This window comes from Pseudoalteromonas sp. Z1A8 (assembly GCF_011378855.1).
GTDB lineage: Bacteria > Pseudomonadota > Gammaproteobacteria > Enterobacterales > Alteromonadaceae > Pseudoalteromonas.
Window position 1 is genome coordinate 13,807 of sequence record NZ_WTLB01000030.1, and the last position, 21,531, is coordinate 35,337.

The window sequence follows — 21,531 nt, forward strand, 5'->3', positions numbered from 1 at the left end:
CTACCTTTGCCCACCGCAAAGATTTTAGTAAGTAAGATTGCATCAAGGCCGGTCTCCGGACTCAGTAAGCATGTAAAAACAGGCAATACTTTACCGTTGCGGGGGCAGTGTTGGGGTTGTAGTCATCATGAAAACGCACCAACTTCCCGATTATCTTGCCGTTAGTTTCAATACCTTAAAACCAATGCCTAAGCATTAAGCAAGCACCTTGAAAATATGTCGCTATTGTGAGTATTTTGTTTACAAATGTCAATGGACGTCTATACAGCTAAAACAGTTTAACCATACGTGTTACTCAATATTAACTGGGAAATAGCCATCTTCAACTAATACATTAATATCAACTGCTTTTGGCAAACGAGGCTGTGCAAATAGAGTTAGCACAAATAGCAAAAATAATTGATAGGCTTTCATTTAATACCTTGTATTAAAATTACATGTAGTAAATATAGTAGCTTAAATACTAAAAAGCGGATCAATCGAAGGAAGACTTAAGGAGGAGAAATATAAAGCGGCTTTAATTAGCAGTAAAAAATTAAAGCACGCTTTATTACAAAGCTTATAGAGCTTTATTAATCGCGGAAATTTTTAAACTGAAAAGGCTGACCTAGCTCAGCACTACGCACTACTTGCATAGCCTCTTGAAGATCGTCACGTTTTTTACCCGTAACACGTACTTCTTCGCCTTGAATAGCCGCTTGAACTTTAACTTTTGAGTCTTTGATGGCTTTAACTACTTTTTTAGCCATGTCTTTCTCAATGCCTTGCTTAAGGCCTACATTACGAAAAACATTTTTACCCGCTCGCGTAATATCTTGAAGCTCTAAGCTTGATACATCCATACCACGCTTAGATATTTTATTCGCTAAAATATCAAACAATTGCATAACCTGAGAGTCTGCTTCGGCTTTTAGCTTAATTGATTTATCATTTAGCTCTATAGATGCGTCAACACCTCTAAAATCAAAGCGAGTTTCTAGTTCACGATTTGCATTATCAACCGCGTTTTTAGCTTCGTTCATTTCTACTTCAGATACAATATCAAATGAAGGCATTGGTTTGCTCCTAACTATTTAATCTTAATTTTATGTGGCAATTATAACGCTAAAATTATAAATCTTTACATTTTTCTGCATCTTGTTCAGGTGCGATATTAAATTAGTTTGATATACTAGCGCCTCTTTTTTAAGCGATCTTAGGATTTGTCGTGACAAGGCGTGTTTATCAAGCAATTTTTTTAATCAGCATAGTGGCTTTTACCTTTTTATTTGCCAAAGAAATAAAAGGTGGGGTTACAAACCTATTCCCTCATGTTGATAAAGTAGCTCACTTTGGGATTTTTTTCATACTTGCCATAATAATGGATAGAGCATTTAAACTTCCTTTGTACGTGCAAATACTTTTACTTGCCGGCTATGGCGCCTCAATTGAAATAATGCAAGGCACACTCCCTTACAGGCAAGCATCGCTCGGTGACTTTTTTGCAGATTTTGCAGGTGCTGCAAGCTACTTTATATTAAGAGTTATTTTTACTCCTCGAAAAAAGAATCCATATGGCTAATATTTTAATTGTTGGCGATGGCGCTATTGGCTTATTACTAAGCCACTTTCTGAGTGCGTCGCATAATGTCAGTATTTTAACTCGTAAAAACCCAACAAACACTCGCTTTTACAGCAGAGGAAAGGGCGCATCAAAAAAAATTGACGCACAATTTATTTCATTAAACCAGCTAAATAAAGCAACTGAATTTGATGTTGTTTTATTTACCGTTAAAGCTTTTCAAGTACTTGATGCGTTTTCACAAATAAAGCCTTTTTTACCAAGTCATTGCTCGGTTGTACTATCGCACAATGGGATGGGTAACGTTGATGAGGTAAATAGCCAACTAAGCGATCATCAAGCACTCTATTTTTTAACTACCAGCATAGCGGGTTTTAAATCAAACCAATATATTGTGCAACATACTGCTGAAGGGCAAAGCATTATTGGCGGCTGCAATGAATTGGCACTTAAAAATAGTGTACCAATGGCAGATACTTTCAAAGTAATACCAAACCTAAAATTTACTGATAACATTCAGCAGCTTCGTTTTGAAAAACTACTCGTTAATATTGCCATTAATCCATTAAGCGCTTTAAGTAATGTAAAAAATGGTGAATTACGCGCACCTAAGTACAACGCTATAATTTTTAATGCACTCACCGAAGCGTGCAATATAGCAAAGGTACAAGGGCTTAATATCCCATTGATTAAAGCACTTAATACCGCTTATAAAATAATGGAATTAACGTCTGACAATTACTCTTCAATGCAGCAAGACGTAGCGCATAGCAGAGAAACTGAAATATCAGCTATATGTGGCTATATTAGCAAACAAGGTAAACTTCACGGTATTCCTACACCTTACAACGATGAGTTGTTTGTCAAAATTCAGGCAAAAAAAAGCGTGGTATAAACCACGCTTATATAAATTCTTAATCTTAAGACGACAAACCTTATGGGCGATAAACTTTTACAGTTTCAAAGCCTTGCTCATGCAACATAAGTGCTTGTAGCTGGCTCATTACGCCCCTATCGCAATATAAATAGTAGTCAGTGTCTTTTGGTAAGTCACCAAACTTAGTTGCTAAGCGGAAAAATGGTAAATGTACCACTTCAACACCGTCAATTACTAACGGCGCAGCTTCTTCTTCTTCTGGTGAGCGAATATCAACTACCACAGAGCCTACAGGTAAATCTGCAACTGATTCAGCTTCTTTAAGTTCTTGCTTAGCCTCTACGTCAATATCACGCACGTCCATTATACGTGCGTTGTTTACAACGGTATCTAGCACATCAAAGTCGAACTTTTCTTCCTCACCAAGAATAACGTCTATTTTGGCTTTAACCGTTGGCTTTTTAGAAATAACACCACAGTATTCTGGCATTGTTTCTGCCATTTCGGCCGTACCAATTTGGCGAGCAATATTAATGATTTCTTGCTTATCGTGTTGAATAAGCGGGCGTAAAATAAGCGTTTCAGTAACACGGTCAATCACGCTTAAATTCGCTAATGTTTGACTAGATACTTGGCCAATACTTTCACCAGTGACAAGTGCTTGAATGTTTAACTTTTGCGCAACCACACTACCCGCGCGCATCATCATACGTTTAAGTACAACACCCATTTGGCTGTTTTCAACGTTTTCTAGAATTTCAGCAACTACAGGTTCAAAATCAACGGTTACAAACTTAACTTTATGAGTTGAGCTGTATTTTTTCCATAAGTAGTAACTTGCTTGTTTAACGCCAATTTCGTGCGCTGCGCCACCTAGGTTAAAGAATAAAAAGTGAGTACGTGCGCCTTTACGGATCATTTGGTAACTTGCTACGCCGGAGTCAAAGCCTCCCGACATAAGCGAAAGCACATCTTCTTGGGTTGGTAGCGGAAAGCCAGCCATACCAAAATGTGTATGAGAAACAATATAAGCTTTATCGTCTTTTACTTCTAAGCGTATTGTTACTTCTGGGCGGCTAAGTTTAACACTTGCGCCTTCAATATGCTGGTTCAACCCACCACCAACATAACGCTCTAAGTCAGTTGATGTAAAGTCGTGTTGCCCTATACGCTTAGCACGAACACAAAAGGTTTTACCTATAATTGTATGCCCAACTAACGCAATTGTTTTTTGGTAAATATCATCAAGCGTTTCGAATTGTGTTTCGGTTACTTCAATAAATTGAACAATGCCGGGGATGCGTTTTAGGCTGTCGATAAAATCAAGGCGAACTTGTGCATCTTCAAGCTTTGTAACAACTGAAATATTATCCCAGTTATTTCTTACTTGTACTTTTTCGTCAAGACGTCGCAATACAATTTTAATGTTATTTTCTAACACTTTAGTAAAGCGTTTACGGACCGAACGGCTTTTAATGGCTATTTCAGGATGTAGTTTGACGATAAATTTAAGCATAGTTCACTCTTAGACTGCGGGAATTCGCGCTCCCAGGCATTTGGCGCGCGATTATAGCAAAAAATTCAGCGTCTAGGAAACAGCCAAAGACCAACGGCTAAACGACAGTTGGGGCTTGTTGCGCTAATTCGGTATATTTTTCTCGTAATAGGTTCATTTTATCAATGCTTTTATCGGTACTGTACGCTCTAAATAACGTGAGCACTTTTAAAATACCATGATAGATATCTTGCTCAGCAAGCGTACCGCTTGGCCTACGGGCTTTAATATAAGGCGTCCAAAAACTAACTGTTAGCTTAAGTGTATGTGCTAAATCAATGACATCTTGCTCATCAATAGCAATCATTTCACTATCGCGAAGCCCTAAAATAATTTTACGAACTTGCTCTAATAACTCCAGCTGGAAATCAATGTAAGCTTGTTTTAACTCTGAGTCTCTAGAGAGAATATCGCCTAAGTTGTCGTAAAAAAAATGATAACGCCACATCAATTCAAATAACGAATCTAGGTAAGCGGTTAAATGACTAAATGCATCATCTTCTTTATTAATGGGTTTAAAGTGAGTATTTAAATGATCGCGATACAACGCAAAAATATGACGGATAATATCCTCTTTATTTTTAAAGTGATAATAAAGGTTACCCGGGCTCATCCCTAAGTTTGATGCAATATGGTTTGTTGATATTGCACGCTCACCATTTTCGTTAAACAACAAAATACTGGTGTGTATTATTTTATCCTTGGTATTCATATGCTAATACTCAATTATCTATAGGCTACATTACACTCAAAAGAGATTAAGCAGTATAAACAAATATGAGTCATTAAAACACTCCCACCATGGACTGACCTGTTTAAAGAAAGTAAGTGTTTATATGCTTTTTTAGCTAGGCTGCTTTGTATCTCAAACACTGTTAAACTAACGCTAAAATAATAAATAGTGAACATTATGAAAGTTACTGCAATTTACCCTGGTACATTCGACCCGCTAACTAATGGGCATACAGACCTTATTCAACGTGCTGCTAAAATGTTTGATACTGTATTAGTTGCGGTTGCTAATAACCCAAGTAAAAAGCCCTGCTTTAACCTTGAAGAACGAGTTGAACTGGCCAACACTATTTTAAGCCACTTAGATAATGTTAAAGTAATTGGTTTTTCTGGCTTATTGGCAGACCTTGCACGCGATCACAATGCAAATGTACTTATTCGTGGTATTAGAGCGGTATCTGATTTTGACTACGAGTTTCAATTAGCAAATATGAACCGTCGCCTAAATCCAGACTTAGAAAGCGTATTTTTAACACCCGCAGAGCGAAATTCATTTATTTCATCCACTCTCGTTAAAGAAGTAGCCCGCCACAATGGTGATGTAAGCGAGTTTGTAGACCCTGTAATTGTCAAAGCTCTAAAAACTAAACTGGGCTGTGACGGCCAGTAGCTATTTATTTCATTAGCGCATAACTAGTATGCGCTAATTTGGCTTTGGTATAGATGATGTCTTTAATCTTTTAATTAACCAAACCAGCTTCAGTAAGTCTTTATTGATAATTAGTATGAGCGCCATCGTAATATCAATAATAGGCATAAGAAAACCATACAGCATCCATAACCACCAAAAGTCCCAATTATCATAAAGGGTATTATCAATATACATACTCATAAACAGTGAGGCATTAATACCAAGACCTACTATAAGGTAATAAAAGCAGTACGGTACATTACGTCCTAAAAAAATACGCCACATAAAAATAACGGCAATTGTTAGTACATCAAATATAAACAACTTTAAATGCGGAGCTGCAGTAGTTATGTCCATAAACAAACTAAATGTGTACGAAGCCATCATAATAAAGCTAAGGTGAACTCGGCTTTTATCTTGCTTATTAATAGCAGCTGATAAAGTGAAGAAAAAACAAAAAGCCATGTAATAAATATTCGTTAACTGAATTTAATTGCCAAAATAGCTCTTCCATTTTACTAAGACTTCATTGTTACATGTGCTTTTCAGGACGACTCAAGTAATGTTTTAACCTAATTAAACCCAATAGATCCTTATTAGTGGCAAGAACCAAAACCATTATTAAATCAGAAGTAATTTGTCCAATTACGTATAATGCCCAGAACCACCAATAGTCTAAATTACCTAAAATAATGCTATCGTAATGCATGCCATAGAAAACGAATGCATTAAAACCTAACCCTGTAATTAGGTAATAAAACGCAATAGGTATAGTTTTACTAAAAAAAATTCGCCACAAAATCAAAAATACAATGGTCACTACATCAAATAAAAAAAGAGTTAGGTGAGGTGTTTCACTCTGTGGGTCCATAAAAATACTTGATGTATAAGATATCATCATAATGAAAGCTAATTGAGCACAGCCTTTATCGTGTTTGTTAATACTTGCGGATAAGTTATATAAGAAGGCGAGTACAAAGAACCATGTAGTAAAAATAGTTATATAGTCATATAAACCAGCCAGCTGCCATAAAAAATCATGCATTGCGTGACCTTTTAAATTTTTCAGTTAAAAATTTAGTAAGCTTAACTAGACCTAAAAAATCTTTGTTAAAGATAAGCGCTAATGGCATTATCAAATCTGTAAAGTACATACCAAATACATAAACGTTCCAAAACCACCAATAATATAGAGTACCTAAAACCTCTATATCGTAATGCATAGCTAAAAATAAAGATGCATTAATACTCAGACCAAACACAAGATAATAAAATGCGTTAGGAATTGGGCCTCGACTGTAGTACCTAAACGTAAAAATAATAATTAGGGTTGCAATATCGAAGTAAAAATAGTTTAAGTGAGACACTATAACCATATCGAACAGTGTACTTAAGATGTACGAAATCATCATAATACCAGAAAGGTACATTGTATTTTTGTAGGGGCTGTTTATGCTTGCTGATAAATTATAAAGAAATGCAATTACAAAGAACCATGTAATAAAAATACCGACATAATCTCTAACCTCTACTAAATTCCAAAGTATGTCAGCCACTAATTATAATTCCTTTTCATAATACAATTGTGGAACCATGTTTTAGTTACAGCTAAAGCTAAAAAATCTTTGTTTATAAAAAATATAGCTACCATCATAAAATCAGCAGCGTTAACCCCTATCGCATAAGCATTCCAAAGCCACCAATAATTTGTATTATTTAATATATAGATGTCGTAATGCATGAGAAAATGTAGAGCTGAGTTTATAGCTAAGCCAGTAATAATATATAGATAGGTGATACCATCATGCCAGAGCCGCCTAAGGAAAATAATAACTAGGAGAGTTAAAGTATCGGAAAACAAAAAATCGAGATAAGTTACCGTATCAAGATTTGTAAATATACTAAATGAATATGAAATACTCATAACCAAAGACAAATACACTCTTTCTTTATTAGGCTTATTAATCGAATGAGCAAGGAAGTACAAAAAGGCCATAAGGAACCCCCATTGTACAAAGGCACCTATGTACAATGACACTGTTGGACTAATCAAAAGCTCACCCATTACTTACGAGTTTTTTAAGTTTAATTTGAAGGCTTTTAAATGTAGCATCTGTATGATGTTCCTATTGAGTACTAATGAAAGCATCATTAGAGTATCTATAGAGTTAACCCCTATCGAATAAAAACTCCAATACCACCAAGGCTCAATATTATGTAGAACGTATAGGTCATAATGCATTATGAGGGTGAGTACAGCATTTGTTGTAAGCGAAATAATGATGAAATAAAAAGCTTTCGAACATTTGAGTACTTTAAGATATTTTAAAATTAACAGAGTTGAAATTGTAATGAAATCATAAAGCGCCCAGCTTAAATATAAATTTTCTAATAAGTTTATATAACCACTAGAAATATATGAGCAGAGCATAAGCGCAGATAAATAGACAGGAGATTTATTCTCTTTATTTATACTGGATGCTAAGCAATATAAGAAGGCCATTAAAAAGCCCCACTGCGGGAATGCCCCCACATAACCTATTAAGGCTTCAGAGAAGTACATTTAAACTACTTTACTTATACTTTTCTTGAAAAAAGTAAATTAATTAGTTTACTTTTTACCATATGAAGCCCTAAGAAATCTCTATCTACTATTAATGATACAACCATTAATATATCTATAATATTTATAGTGAACTGATAGAGGCTCCAAAACCACCAAGGTTCGAGGTTCTCATAAAAATAAACATCTAAGTACATCAAAATAAAAAAGGTAGTATTAATAAAAAGACCGATTAATAAGTACAAAAAAGAAGGGGTTGTTTTCTTTATTACAAAAAATAGAGCTACAAGACAAGAAACTGTGACTATGTCGTGTAAAGCCCAGTCAAGATAGGTTGTTTGATAATAGGAAAGCCAAGTATAAAAATAATCCGTCGCAGTGTACGATACCATCATAACGAATGAACTGAGTAATAAAGTCGTCTTTCTTTTAACACCTAAGCTGTAAACAAAAATATTAAAAAAGAAAGCCATTAAAAAAGCCCACATAACAAAAGCTGATAATGAAAAAAGACCAAAGAACTCAGTTAAAAACATTCAATACCTTATATTTATTTAGGTTTCTGTCCTGAAAGGATAGAACCACCACCACGCTGTAAGCTATCACTGCTTGCTGCAGCAATAGCCTCTTGAGAGATGCTTACTGTATCAGATTGCAGGGTTTTAGGGCTAGCAGTTTGTTCCATTGCAGGCTTTAATTGTTGTGTTTTGTTGTATGCTTGCATTTGTAATTGACTATTAGCTGAAACTTGCATGTGATTGATCCTTGTAAAAGTTTTAATTATATTTGGTGCAACTTTTAACCACATTATTATGTAGATAAATGCATTACCTGTTTAAAGTAGTGATAGCTATTTTGCTATCTACCTTATACAAAGCAACCAATGTGCCAACTTTTTTTGACACCTTAAAACTCACTCAAAACATACTTATATAATCAACCCAAACAGATCCGACCAGTTTGCAGCAAACATAAAAAAACGCACAGGGGTAACCGTACGTTTTTTATATCCAGGGATTTTAAGCTACGTATTTACACGGGATCTCCGCACGTGTACTTAACTTCAAAATATATTCCATTGCTACTTCGTCACAATTTTCTTTACGAAGGCAAAGTTCACAATCTTTCATTACCTTTTCAGGCAGGCTCTCTTTAGAGCAAAATATAAAACGCTGCTTTTCGAAAAAGTCCGGAACACGTGTTAATACGATTACCCGATTTAGTGCCAATTTTTTGGCTTTAACTAATAAGTGCTCAACTAGCTGTCTACCCTGTCCTGAAACAACGCTTTGTGGGTCTATACCCAATGAGCGTATTTCAGCAAGGCCAGTGTCGTATATATACAACGACGCACACCCAGTTACTCTGCCGTTAATTTCAGTTACAGCAAACTCATTTATTGAATGCACCATATCACTTTTAGCACGCGGTAGGTTTTCGCCTACAGTTGCCCAGTGCTGAACCAATTTAGCTATTGATTCAACATCATCTAAGTTGGCATCACGAACCGTTATTTGCTGTTTTTTTTTCGCTTCTTTTATTGCATTCGTTACTTGCTCAATGGATGTACCGCCAAGTGCTTGACGCGCTTTTATACAGGCGTCAATTTCAAGTACCGGATATACATCGTCTTCAAACACGTCGCTTACCGATTTGTACTGCGCAAGCGAAAGATCTTCAAGTGTTTTACCTTCACTAATAGCAAGCTGAACAAGCACACCCACAATATGATGCCCCTCTCTAAACGGTACGCCTTTAGCAACAAGGTAATCTGCAAGTTCTGTCGCATTAGCATGGCCACCTTTAGCAGCAGCAAGAGTTCGATCGCCTCTTACTTTAACGCCTTTAATACAGGCTTGTGCCATATGAATACAAGCCAGCCATGTTGGCATCGCGTCAAATATGCCCTCTTTGTCTTCTTGCATATCTTTATTGTAGGCAAGTGGCAGCGCCTTTAACGTCATCATCATCGCGCTAAACGCACCAAACACACGCCCGGTTTTACCACGAATAAGCTCAAGTGCATCAGGGTTTTTCTTCTGAGGCATGAGCGATGAGCCCGACGTTACATTATCAGCAAGCTCAATAAAACCCGCTTCACCAGAGTTGTAAAATATTAAATCTTCAGACATACGTGATAGATGAATCATCGAAATAGACGCACAACTTAATAGCTCTACAACAAAGTCACGATCAGATACGCCATCAAGGCTATTTTTAGTAGCGCCTGTAAAGCCTAAGCCTTGTGCAAGTGCTTGGCGATCAATGGGGTAAGCTGTGCCGGCTAATGCGCCACTTCCAAGTGGACAAAAGTTCATGCGTGCTTTTGCATCTTGTAAACGGCTTTCATCACGCTCTAGCATTTCTACATAAGCCATACACCAATGGCTAAATAATACTGGCTGAGCACGTTGTAAGTGCGTATAACCTGGTAATATTGTACCCAGTTCACGCTCAGCTAAAGCAACAAACTCACCTTTAAGCTGCTCAATTGCTTTTAAAATATGTTCGGCTGTATCTCTACACCATAATCTAAAGTCTGTCGCTACTTGGTCATTACGGCTTCTGCCTGTATGTAATTTTTTAGCTAAATCACCTACTTTTTCGATTAAAGCAGCTTCAACATGTGAATGAATATCCTCTGCGCCGGAAGTAGCTACTGCGAGTGGATCAGCTTTTACTTCTTCAAGTAACTCATATAATGCCGCAACAAGCTCTTTGTGCTCATCATTCGATAACACATTTACTTGTTCAAGCGCGCCAGCCCATGCCACAGAGCCAATAATATCTTGCTCCGCTAGCTGATAATCGAAGGGAAGAGAGTCGTTAAATTGCTTAAACGCCTCATCTGGACCCGTAGAAAAACGTCCGCCCCATAATGCCATGAAATCTCTCCAAACCCTGTAGTGCCCCCTTTTACAGGGGCTATAAATAATTTACTTTTTAGCGAGTGCTGAAATTCTGCTTGAAAGCGAGAATAAACGAATAAAGCCTTCAGCGTGTGATTGGTCGTACACATCGTCTTCGCCAAATGTAGCGAATGCTTCGCTGTATAAGCTATTTGGTGACTGCTTTTGAACTGCAGTTACTTGGCCTTTGTATAGCTTAAGTACCACTTCACCTGTTGCCACTTTAGAAAGTGCTTCAGCACCGGCTAAAATAGAATCTTTAAGAGGTGTAAACCAACGACCGTCGTATACCAAATGCGAGAACTCGCCGCCCAGTACTTCTTTCCATTTACGGCTTGCTTTATCAAGCACTAGCTCGTCAATGGCTTGAAGGGCCGCCATAATTACGGTGCCGCCTGGGGTTTCATAACAACCGCGCGACTTCATGCCAACTAAACGGTTTTCTACAATATCAACACGTCCAACACCATGAGGTGATGCAATATCGTTTAATTTAACTAAACAATCGTATGGTTTAAGCTCTACGCCATTTACAGCAACCACTTCGCCTTCAACAACTTTTAGAGTTACTAGTTCTGATTTATCTGGTGCTTGCTCTGGAGAGTTAGTCCAAGTCCATACTTGTTCAGTCGGTTGACACCATGGGTCTTCAAGCTCGCCACCTTCGTGCGAAATATGCCATGCGTTAGCGTCACGGCTATAAATTTTTGTAGCTGATGCCGAGCACGGAATATCGCGCTCTGCTAAGTAATCAAGTAATGATTCACGGCTCGATAAGTCCCACTCACGCCATGGCGCAATTACTTTTAAATCTGGGGCTAGTGCTGCAAAACATGATTCAAAACGAACTTGGTCGTTGCCTTTACCAGTACAACCATGAGAAAGTGCGTCAGCACCTACTTTACGTGCAATTTCAACTTGTGCTTTAGCAATAATTGGGCGCGCCATAGACGTACCTAATAAATAAGTACCTTCGTAAATTGAGCCCGTTTTAAGCGTTGGGTAAATGTAGTCACTTACCATTTCATCTTTTAAGTCAACGACGTAACATTCAGATGCACCAGAGGCGATTGCTTTAGCTTCTACGCCTTCAAGCTCTTCTGCGCCTTGGCCTACATCGGCAACAAATGCAATTACTTCACAGCCGTAGTTTTCTTTTAACCATGGCACAATAGCCGACGTATCAAGACCACCTGAATAGGCTAAAACGACTTTTTTAATTGAACTCATAGGTGTTCCTTAACAAAATTTGGATTTAATAATGTAACTAACAGAGCGTTTTGCGCATGCATACGATTCTCTGCTTGTTGAATAATTTTTGATGATGGACCGTCCATTACCTCAGAGGTAATTTCAAATTCACGATGTGCCGGTTGGCAATGTAATACCGTAGTCGCACCTGTTTGATCTAGCAATGCCTGATTTAATTGATAAGGCATGTATTTTTCTTTTACTTGCTCAAGCGGTGTTGTATCACCCATTGATACCCATGTATCTGCGTATACAACGTTTGCACCAACCGCAGCTTCAACTCTATCGCTTACCATAACTGATGCGCCATTCATTGCTGCAATTTGCTCAGCTTTTTTAAGTATTTGTGAATCTGGTGAACACCCTTTTGGTGTTACAGCAACAAAGTCAGTACCTAGCGTTGCGGCCAGTAACATCAATGAATGAGTCACGTTATTGCCTTCGCCTAAGTAAGCCACTTTAAGCTCACTCACATCGCCATGTACTTCTTGAAGTGTTAAAAAATCAGCAAGTGCTTGGCACGGGTGATATAAATCACACAAGCTATTTACCACAGGTACCGATGAATATTCACCTAACGTGGTTAATGTGCTGTGCTGATTTACACGCGCTACAATACCGTCGGCCCAAGTAGAAATATTAAGTGCAAAATCTTTAATTGATTCACGTGCACCCATAGCGCCATTTTGCTGATCTAAATAAACAGCATGACCACCAAGGCGATTAATGCCTATATCAAACGATAAACGTGTACGTAAACTTTGCTTTTCAAACAATGTTACGATTGATTTACCCGATAATACTTGGCTGTATTTTTCTGGCTTTGCTTTTATATCTTGCGCTAACTTTAATAAATTAAGTGCGCCTTCTTGGTCTAATTCTAAACCCGTTAAAAAATTCTCAAACATAATAAACCTATGGTGTAATCTTTGTTCCGACATGCTCGCCTTGCAGCAGAGCAGTTAAATTTTCTGGCTTTTGCCAGCTGGAAATATACACACCGCGTCGTAAATGTTGGGCAGCGTGAAGGCTGGTCTTAACTTTGACCTCCATCCCGCCCACAATTACTCCATCTGTAATTAAAGTATCAATGTGTTTTGTGTCAAGTTGATGTAACGGTTGTTTATTTGCGTCAAGTACCGCTTCTACATCCGTCATAAAAATTAGTTCTGCATTTAAATTACTGGCAATAGCCGCTGCAGCTTCATCTGCATTTACGTTGTACCACACACCTTGTTCGTCAAAACCAATCGAGCTAACTATTGGTAAACGCCCAATTTTAAGTAAGTCGTTAATAATAGAATCGTCGTTACTTGTGCATTTACCCACTAAGCAAAGCGCTTTTAACTTTTGAGTTGCAGTAACACCCGCCTCAAAAAGGCTTAAGCCAACCGGTTTATGCCCTGCGCTTATAGCCTGTGTCATTAATTGTTTATTAGCGCAACCTGCAAGTGCGCCAACTATATAAGGCATTTGCTCTGCTGGGCTAATACGTAAACCTTGGTGTTTAGCACTAGCAAAACCCGCTTGCTTTAACCATGTATCAACTAAAGAGCCACCGCCATGCACAATGACAAATTCATCATTTGTTTGCTCATTGAGTACATCAAACAATGCTTTAGCAGCATTTTCTGTATTAAGTACTGCACCACCTAGCTTAATTACCCACGTTTTTTTACTCATTTAAAACGCTCCTTTTAAGCCGGTAGTGTGCTCTAAATTCATAGAAATATTAATACACTGCAAAGCTTGTCCAGCAGCGCCTTTTAATAAGTTATCAATAGCAGACATTACAATTAACTGTGTGCCTTGTTGTTGCCAACCAATATCAACAAATGGTTGCTTAGCAACACCTTTAATTGACGGTATTTTATCGCCTAACAAGCGAATTAATGGCTCGTTAGCAAGTACTTGATAAGCCGCAGTAACGTTTTCCTTGGTAACGCCTAGCTTAAGTTGTACATAAATAGTTTCTAAAATACCACGCGGAAAGCTACCTAAATGTGGAGTAAATAATACTTTGTGGCCAAGGTGTTGTTCAATTTCAGGACCGTGGCGATGGTTAAACAAACCATAAGGGGTAAGCGATACTTCACAAAAGTGAGTACCTACACTCGCTTTACGCCCAGCACCCGTAACACCCGATACTGCATTAATAATAATAATACTTTCGCTGCTCAATAAGCCGGCTTGTTTAAGTGGTTTAAGTGCATTAAGCGCAGCTGTTGGGTAACAACCTGCAACAGCAATTAGTTTTGCGTTAGCTATAGCATCATGGTTCCACTCAGCTAGACCGTAAGCGGCTTCATTTAAAAGCTCTGGATGTTGATGTTCAAAACCATAGTAAGTAACGTAGTCGTCATTGCTTGCTAGGCGATAGCCACCTGATAAATCAAATACCTTTTTACCCATAGCTAAAAATTGCGGTGCTAAATCAACACTTACTTTGTGATCGGTACATAAGCATACGTAATCAGCATCACTTTGAATGTCATCAAAAGCTGATACGCTAAGAGGAAGTAAAGGGCAGTCTAGTAAACCAAGGTGCTCTGGGTATAAATCACTTAGCAATTTATTTTTATCTAAGCTACCCTCTGATACATAACAGCCTGTTAAAGTTAAGTTTGTATGCTTAGCAACTAAACTTGCTAACTCTGCGCCGCTATAACCGCTTGCGCCAATAATCACTACATTCATTTGTTACTCGTTATCTTAAAATTAGTTACTACTTACTTATAATGTTCGCTTAAACTAGCTTAGATGCTAATTAAGTCTTTTTTATTAATGAATTTTGATTATCGTCGCATTATTTTCATAGCGTTACTTTAATATATTTATGCTTAAAAAGTGAATTGATATTCATCATAAATACTTTTATATTGTTATGCAATTAAATTGAATACTTATTTTGGATTTTTTTATGCCTTTACCTTCGTTTATTTCCATGTACCAACAATTGATTGCAGCCCCTTCTATTAGTGCTATTGAAGACAACCTGTGTATGAGCAATAAAAACGTAATCGAACTCCTAGCCAGTTGGTGCGAAACACTCGGTTTTACGTGTGAAATTATAGAATTAGAAGGAGGTAAAGGACGCTATAATTTATTAGCAAAACGCGGAGAAGGTGATGGCGGACTAATGCTAGCTGGTCATACCGACACAGTGCCTTTTGATGACAGTCGTTGGAATCATAATCCGTTTAAACTTACCGAACTCGATAATAAATTGTATGGATTAGGAAGTATTGATATGAAAGGCTTTTTTTCCTTTGTATTGCAAGCGATCAGTGAACTTGATGAAAAATACCAAACTCAACCTATTTTAATACTCGCCACTGCCGATGAAGAAACAACAATGGCAGGTGCACAACAAATATGTAAACACCCCAATTTAAAACCTGCACGCTGTATAATAGGCGAACCTACTGATATGACTCCAGTATTTATGCACAAAGGCCATATGAGTACAGCAATAAGAGTAGTTGGTCGCTCTGGGCATAGCTCCGATCCCGAACGTGGTCTTAACGCCATTGAAGTAATGCATAAAGTGATTACAAAATTGATGATCTTAAAAGAACAATTAAAGCATAAGTATTCAATAGAACACTTCGAAATACCTTACCCTACATTGAATTTGGGTAATATTCATGGTGGAGATAACGCGAATAGAATTTGTGGTTGCTGTGAAATGCACATAGATATGCGCCCATTACCAGGTTTAAGTATTAAAGAACTACAAGCATTAGTACACGATGCAATGAAAGATATTAATGATCAATACCCTAACGCAGTGAGTGTTATTGATTTACACGAGCCCATTCCTGCATTTAGTGGCAGCACCGACAGTGCTTTAGTAAAAATGGCTGAAAAAATAGCGGGACAAAAAGCGGTCGCGGTAAATTATTGTACTGAAGCTCCTTTTATACAACAGCTTGGTTGTGAAACAATTGTAATGGGCCCTGGCTCAATTAACCAAGCGCATCAACCTGACGAGTTTTTAGCAATGGAAAAAATAAAACCATCCCAACAAATAATCACCGATATTATTAAAGCCAATTGCTTTAGCTATCAGAGTCACTAGCAGCTTATAACAACACAAATAATAAAGGCGCCAATTGGCGCCTTTATTAAATGATTAAATACTGATATTTAATCACCTTTAACTTCTAAATTAATAAACTTAACTAGCTCTTCAGGTTGCCCTACTAGCATCATAACTTGTTGATTAATTTCCATCATGGTTTTACCTTCAGGTAGCTTTGCAGATACGCTAAATGAATTTAAACCTTTAGCAAAGCTAGTTAAAGCTGCGGCTATGTCTTCAGTAACAGGCGCTTGTTGCAACTGTTGCTCTAGCGTCATTTCCATCTGCTCAAGCGTCATACCTTGCTTTTCAAGCTCGCTTGATAATAAATCTTTTAGCTTACCTTGGTTATTTAAAACAAAGCTAACATTACGTGGCTCTAACTTACTCATTGCTTGCATAACAAGTGTTTGCTGCTGTAACTCTTGCTCGTAAGTAAGTGGCTGGTTACCCGCTTCTTGTTGCGCTTTACTAATCGCTAATGAGGCATCCATTAAGGCTTTTGAATTAGCCAAGCCCATATCCATGTTAAAACTAACAATGTCTTTTGCATCAAGCTTAACAACTACATCACTATTGCCAGACTCTTCATCGTAATCAAGTGATGAATGTAAGTCGTAACTTGCCGACGCTAGCATTTCGTTTGTATCAGCTGGTAGTTTTGAAACAAAATCTTTGTCAAACTGAAAGCTTTTTACATCAAACGATGTATGTGGTGATATTTTATCTGGCTCGTAACCAGTTATTTCAATGCTTTGAATATTAGCAACATTGTCACCCTCAGGGCTTATTACTTCCATGTTTGTTATTTCTACGCTTTTTGAAATAACACTTGCTGATAAACCAGCATATTTAAATGTAGCGCCAGTTTGCTCGCTTACTAAAGCAAGTTGCTTATCTACTTCTGCACGCACTTCTTGTGTAGCTACATAATTTGCATAGCTCACGCCACCAACGCCCGCAGCTACAATTGCTGCAACTATTACTAACTTTTTCATGTTATTTCCTTATTCTATTCTTTGTGTAAACCGAGTTTTATTAAGAGTAACATTACACATTAACACCCGTAAGTGTTAATTAATTAAACTAAGCAACTCATGTACTGTTTTAACTGGCGTAATTTTAGCACCAAGCCCTTCCATTGATTTATGATAATTACGAAATGGAATATATATTTCTGTAAAACCATGCTGAGCGGCTTCTTTAACACGTGGTACACCGCTATCGATTGGGCGTACATCGCCGTTTAAGCTAAGCTCGCCCATAATACAAGTGGTTCGCGGTACAACAAACTCATTTAAGCTGCTAAGTAGCGCGGTAACCAATGCTAAATCAATACACGTTTCTGTTTCATCAATTCTTAGGCCGCCAACAATATTAAAAAAAGTATCGTGAAATATTTTAGTTTTAGTGTGTTTGCGTAATATACCGGTCAGCATTTTTATACGATTCATGTTTAAACCAACACAAACACGCTGCGGAAACTCAGCCTCAGTTTCGGTAGTTAAACATTGAATCTCAAGTAATAAATTACGGTTACCTTTACGGATACAGGTAATTGTAGAACCTGGTGAATCGGTTGTAGACCCCGATAAGAATATTTCGCTCGGGTTATCAACACTTAACATCCCGCGTTCGCACATTTTAAAAATGCCAACTGTATCAATATCGCCAAAGCGGTTTTTATTTGCCCTAAGGGTACGAATTTGCCCATCGTTGGTGTCTATATGTAGCAGTGCATCTACAATGTGTACCAATGTTTGCGGGCCCGCTATTTCATTATTTTTATTTACGTGAGCAATAATGAACATAGTTACATCGTTTTGCTTACAGTATTGAGTTAATGCTTGGGCGGCACTTTTTACTTGCGAAGGCGAGCCTGGGCTACCATTTGCCGTTTCGGTTACAACTGCTTGAATAGAGTCGATGACAGCAAACTTAATTTTATTCTTTTCGAGCTCTTCAATAATAGTTTCAACGCTCGTTTCTGAAAGTAAATAAAGCTCGTCAGGGTTATAGTTTAACTTTAAACGGTTAACCCTATTTTTAAACTGCGATAATGACTCCTCGGCTGTACAGTAAAGTGACGGCATACGTTGTGACATTCGCGCCACCAAGTCCGATAGCAAAGTTGTTTTACCCGCACCTGGGTCACCTGAAATAATATTAACAGAGCCGGTAGTTACACCGCCGCTTAGTACGCGATCGAGCTCGCCTATTTCAGTTAGCTGTTTTTCAGCCTCTGATGTAGCAATATCATTGATTTTTTTAGAGCCACCACCAGCGCCGCCAGCATAACCGCCTACATTCGCTCGAACTGATGTTTTTTTACTTTGCCCTGCTGAAGGTTTAAATTCTGCTAATGTGTTCCACGCACCGCAGCGGCATTGACCCTGCCAACGTGGGTAGTTCATGCCACATTCGGTACACACAAACTCTATTTTTGCCGCTTTAGTCATTTATAACCTTATCTACGATTCTTTAATTTTAAAAACATTTACTGTTAAATGCTTATTTTGCCATTTCAAGCATTTACTTAGCAACAAACTCTTGCTTGCATGAAAATCTAGCGTCACAATCATTAAATAAAAATGGTGTTTCTTTTTAGCGATAATTTAGGGCATACTTTTTGCTTTAAAATAGTTTAAAGTAACTTGCCAACAAAATGGCAAATAACACATAATAACAAGAGCTAAACGGTAGTAACTAGAATAATCGTACCTATATTAATGACATAGCGCGATTTAACGTTTATTGAATTTCTAATAAATGGACTTAACAGTATACCTACTTTTTCAATTAGACGGTGATGGTTTTATAAATGGCTGATGACATAATGCTCAAACACGAAGACCTCGTGAATGAGTTAAAAACATATTTAGGTAATGCTAAATTTGACCTAATTTTTAAATCAAAAACAGCTGGGTTAACTAAACCTGAGCAATTTTTGATGAAAATGGAAATGTCGCGCTTATCTCAGCCGGTGGCACGCTTTGTTGATCTACGTGGATTAGTAACAGGCCAAGTAAAACCGTATGAGCATAACGGTAAACAACACTTTATGGATGACACAGCCATTGAAGTGTTTGAAAAAGCACTTAAACAGCATGGAGAATACACCCTAGCCGTTTACGAAGCCGTAATGAATACAGAAAACAACCACCGCGTATTGCAAAAACAAGCCGCCGAAAAGTCAGAATTACAAGAATTAGAAAGTAACTTAAGCACTGAAGTCATTAAGTTTGCCTCTTACGAGAGTCGCCGTGAAGAGCGAATGAATTACTCAATAAAGGTAACTATTGATTACAAAGATAAAAAGAATATTGCTGCTAGTACTTCAGATATATCTTTAAGCGGTTGTAAGGTTAAGCTTGCAACACGTTACTCTATAAAAAAAGGCGAGCTAATTGCAATGCGCCTAGTGGGCCTTGAACAAGACTTTGAACTTGGCTTAAAAAACGGTATTCAATACGAAGTTGTTGCCGTAGAAAACATCTCTCGCGAATTTAACCACATCCGCTTAAAACGCACTTACATAGAAAATAACGATGCCTTTAATGACTTTTTAGAAAGCTTTATTCACGGTAATAAACGTCGTTATAAAGTAAATCTAGATAATACACTAGATGCTGTAGTATCTAAGGGCTATGAGCAATATTACATCCCTCGTGTAACGTCTTTATATGTATTTTTAAGCAAAAAAGATGAGCAATATTACCCAAGCCTTAGCCTTACTACTGAAAATAATATTTTTATCCAGCGCTACTTTACCGACGAAAGAAAAGTTCCATGTTTATACAATGTACTTAACCATCAGCGTATTACACAATTATTAACTCAAATAACCGCGGTTAAAGAAGATTATCTCTATACATTTACCCATGTATCATCAGGTAAAATTTATTACTACTCAGCAACGCGTACAGAACTAAGTAACAACCCTAATTTACGCGATTTATTTTTAGGTTTTGGTAGTCAAAAAGAGAGTTGGCAGTGCTTTAAAATACAAATAATGCCAAGCCACCCGGATGATTCTTTTATACCGCTTTCATTACCAAATAGTGCTGGTGAAAATATAGAAAAATTAAATAAGCCGCCTTCACCTCGTGTAAAAGGCCTTATAAAAGACGTTAAATATATTGTTGTACTCACTAGTATTGGCAATAAAGCAGAGCAAGCAGATTATAAACAGCTTACTTTTGATAAAGCATTAGTAAATCAGCTTAAGCATTTTGGTCATGCTAAACACAAAACTCCACCTTATTTAGATATTGTGCCACTTGAATACGTAAATTTACGCTCACATAAGCGCTACCTTTATAAAACACCGGTTAGTGTCACGATTAATGATGAAGTATTTAACGGTTATACACGTGACTTTTCAGTAATGGGTTTGCAGTTAGAGTGCGAACAACCAGCTACATTTAAAAAAGGCGACATTGTACTTTTAACATTTCCTGAGCTTCAAAAAATAACTAAAAAGCATAAACTTAGTGAGCTAAAGTACGAAGTAATGGCCATCAGTAAATCATTCACTACTATCAACTTAAAAGCGAATCGCATTGCTGATTTACCCCATGCCGGCGTGACCTTTTTCACTCAGCTAATAGAAGGGAATAAAGACAAACTTAAAGTATCTGAAGAAGCGCCAAAAGTAGAAGGCCTATCTACCGCACTTAGAAATATGGTGACGAAAAGCGTTTGCCAATTTCCGCTGTATTTACACAAAGAAGTAGCACACTTTAAAACGGGTGCAATTGGTTATGGTTTATACGCTAGCCCTATTCATGTGATTTTGCGAAACTTTGGTTTATTAGGCAATAAAACTGATTTTTCGAGCATTCTGACCGAAGAGCAGATTATTAATGTAATAACACCTAATATAAAAGATCGTAGCCGCCAAGACCCACCACTCGCTTTTACACTCGCTATTAATTTTGACCCTCGTAAAGGCAGTATTGAAGAGGCTATTGTTAGCCAATGCGCCCTAGGTGAAGACTACTCCAGCTTTTATAAACAAATTAGCAAAGGCATTACATCACAGCTTATATTTGTGATGCGTTTGTATATTTCGCGCACAGGCCGCCCCGATACTGACTACCTATCTAATGAGCTTAAATACGTAAGCCAGTACGCAATGCACAAAGCAAAAGATTTAGAAGAAGCATTATGGGCTGTTGCAGGCGTGGGTGATGTAGTAGATATAACTGAAGAAGCTTTAAGCCATTTAGAACTTAAAAAAGAGCAAGTTGAACAAATGGGCCGCCGTAAGCTAATTTGGTTAAACCGCTTGCGCTAAGCGGTTTAA

The 21,531-nt window shown here is 37.6% G+C and carries 21 protein-coding genes and 1 riboswitch; of the genes, 5 read left to right on the top strand and 16 right to left on the bottom strand.

All coding sequences use genetic code 11. The annotated features are described in order from the left end of the window. Window positions 1-28 precede the first annotated feature (28 nt). Window positions 29-193, bottom strand: a riboswitch (cobalamin riboswitch). 98 nt (window positions 194-291) lie between these two features. Together GQR55_RS20315 and GQR55_RS12620 are read right to left on the bottom strand one after the other, a co-directional pair. Continuing rightward, window positions 292-414, bottom strand: a complete 123-nt coding sequence (locus tag GQR55_RS20315) for a hypothetical protein (protein WP_277344829.1) — start codon at window positions 412-414, stop codon at window positions 292-294. A gap of 158 nt (window positions 415-572) precedes the next feature. Further along, window positions 573-1,055: a YajQ family cyclic di-GMP-binding protein gene (locus tag GQR55_RS12620; RefSeq protein ID WP_166420881.1), complete on the bottom strand. Its 483-nt coding sequence runs from the start codon at window positions 1,053-1,055 to the stop codon at window positions 573-575. Between the two features lie 152 nt (window positions 1,056-1,207). Here GQR55_RS12620 and GQR55_RS12625 point away from each other — a divergent pair, with 152 nt between their 5' ends. Beyond that, window positions 1,208-1,561 (top strand): VanZ family protein, encoded by a 354-nt coding sequence (locus tag GQR55_RS12625; RefSeq protein ID WP_166420882.1) that lies wholly within the window; start codon window positions 1,208-1,210, stop codon window positions 1,559-1,561. Beyond that, entirely contained in the window at window positions 1,554-2,456 is a 903-nt protein-coding gene (locus tag GQR55_RS12630) for a 2-dehydropantoate 2-reductase (RefSeq protein WP_166420883.1), read from the top strand. Before GQR55_RS12625 ends, GQR55_RS12630 begins: the two co-directional genes overlap by 8 nt. Window positions 2,457-2,496: 40 nt before the next feature. Here the strand turns inward: GQR55_RS12630 and thiI are convergent, their stop codons facing one another. Continuing rightward, the gene (thiI, locus tag GQR55_RS12635) at window positions 2,497-3,954 is read right to left on the bottom strand and encodes a tRNA uracil 4-sulfurtransferase ThiI (protein ID WP_166420884.1); all 1,458 of its coding nucleotides are present in this window, start codon (window positions 3,952-3,954) and stop codon (window positions 2,497-2,499) included. Between the two features lie 97 nt (window positions 3,955-4,051). Beyond that, window positions 4,052-4,705 (bottom strand): TetR/AcrR family transcriptional regulator, encoded by a 654-nt coding sequence (locus GQR55_RS12640; protein ID WP_166420885.1) that lies wholly within the window; start codon window positions 4,703-4,705, stop codon window positions 4,052-4,054. A gap of 198 nt (window positions 4,706-4,903) precedes the next feature. Here GQR55_RS12640 and coaD point away from each other — a divergent pair, with 198 nt between their 5' ends. Then, window positions 4,904-5,395 carry a pantetheine-phosphate adenylyltransferase gene (gene coaD / locus GQR55_RS12645; RefSeq protein ID WP_166420886.1) on the top strand — a complete coding sequence of 164 codons (492 nt, stop codon included), beginning with the start codon at window positions 4,904-4,906 and terminating at the stop codon, window positions 5,393-5,395. 33 nt (window positions 5,396-5,428) lie between these two features. Here the strand turns inward: coaD and GQR55_RS12650 are convergent, their stop codons facing one another. The 10 genes from GQR55_RS12650 to argC form a co-directional block, all read right to left on the bottom strand. Further along, window positions 5,429-5,881 carry a hypothetical protein gene (locus tag GQR55_RS12650; protein WP_166420887.1) on the bottom strand — a complete coding sequence of 151 codons (453 nt, stop codon included), beginning with the start codon at window positions 5,879-5,881 and terminating at the stop codon, window positions 5,429-5,431. A gap of 67 nt (window positions 5,882-5,948) precedes the next feature. Further along, entirely contained in the window at window positions 5,949-6,461 is a 513-nt protein-coding gene (locus GQR55_RS12655) for a hypothetical protein (RefSeq protein ID WP_166420888.1), read from the bottom strand. Further along, complete coding sequence (locus GQR55_RS12660) at window positions 6,454-6,972, bottom strand: hypothetical protein (RefSeq protein WP_166420889.1); 519 nt, start codon at window positions 6,970-6,972, stop codon at window positions 6,454-6,456. Before GQR55_RS12660 ends, GQR55_RS12655 begins: the two co-directional genes overlap by 8 nt. 1,021 nt (window positions 6,973-7,993) lie before the next feature. Beyond that, window positions 7,994-8,515 (bottom strand): hypothetical protein, encoded by a 522-nt coding sequence (locus GQR55_RS12665; RefSeq protein WP_166420890.1) that lies wholly within the window; start codon window positions 8,513-8,515, stop codon window positions 7,994-7,996. A gap of 14 nt (window positions 8,516-8,529) precedes the next feature. Beyond that, window positions 8,530-8,733 (bottom strand): hypothetical protein, encoded by a 204-nt coding sequence (locus GQR55_RS12670; protein WP_166420891.1) that lies wholly within the window; start codon window positions 8,731-8,733, stop codon window positions 8,530-8,532. 265 nt (window positions 8,734-8,998) lie between these two features. Next, window positions 8,999-10,864, bottom strand: coding sequence for an argininosuccinate lyase (gene argH / locus GQR55_RS12675; RefSeq protein ID WP_166420892.1), 1,866 nt, complete (start codon window positions 10,862-10,864; stop codon window positions 8,999-9,001). A 51-nt stretch (window positions 10,865-10,915) separates the two neighbouring features. Then, complete coding sequence (locus GQR55_RS12680) at window positions 10,916-12,118, bottom strand: argininosuccinate synthase (protein WP_007581653.1); 1,203 nt, start codon at window positions 12,116-12,118, stop codon at window positions 10,916-10,918. Then, window positions 12,115-13,047: an ornithine carbamoyltransferase gene (locus tag GQR55_RS12685; protein WP_166420893.1), complete on the bottom strand. Its 933-nt coding sequence runs from the start codon at window positions 13,045-13,047 to the stop codon at window positions 12,115-12,117. The genes GQR55_RS12680 and GQR55_RS12685 overlap by 4 nt, the downstream gene beginning before the upstream one ends. 7 nt (window positions 13,048-13,054) lie before the next feature. Continuing rightward, a complete protein-coding gene (gene argB / locus GQR55_RS12690) occupies window positions 13,055-13,822 on the bottom strand; it encodes an acetylglutamate kinase (protein WP_166420894.1) in 768 nt (255 codons plus the stop codon). Then, window positions 13,823-14,836, bottom strand: coding sequence for an N-acetyl-gamma-glutamyl-phosphate reductase (argC, locus tag GQR55_RS12695; RefSeq protein ID WP_166420895.1), 1,014 nt, complete (start codon window positions 14,834-14,836; stop codon window positions 13,823-13,825). 223 nt (window positions 14,837-15,059) lie between these two features. Here argC and argE point away from each other — a divergent pair, with 223 nt between their 5' ends. Then, window positions 15,060-16,220: an acetylornithine deacetylase gene (argE, locus tag GQR55_RS12700; RefSeq protein WP_166420896.1), complete on the top strand. Its 1,161-nt coding sequence runs from the start codon at window positions 15,060-15,062 to the stop codon at window positions 16,218-16,220. 68 nt (window positions 16,221-16,288) lie between these two features. Here the strand turns inward: argE and GQR55_RS12705 are convergent, their stop codons facing one another. Together GQR55_RS12705 and radA are read right to left on the bottom strand one after the other, a co-directional pair. Beyond that, window positions 16,289-17,221: a hypothetical protein gene (locus tag GQR55_RS12705; RefSeq protein ID WP_024598619.1), complete on the bottom strand. Its 933-nt coding sequence runs from the start codon at window positions 17,219-17,221 to the stop codon at window positions 16,289-16,291. Between the two features lie 75 nt (window positions 17,222-17,296). Continuing rightward, complete coding sequence (gene radA, locus GQR55_RS12710) at window positions 17,297-18,682, bottom strand: DNA repair protein RadA (protein WP_166420897.1); 1,386 nt, start codon at window positions 18,680-18,682, stop codon at window positions 17,297-17,299. 362 nt (window positions 18,683-19,044) lie between these two features. On the opposite strand from radA, the gene GQR55_RS12715 reads away from it, so the two are divergent. Next, on the top strand, window positions 19,045-21,522 hold the full coding sequence (locus GQR55_RS12715; protein ID WP_166420898.1) for a PilZ domain-containing protein: 2,478 nt from the start codon (window positions 19,045-19,047) through the stop codon (window positions 21,520-21,522). Window positions 21,523-21,531: the final 9 nt, after the last annotated feature.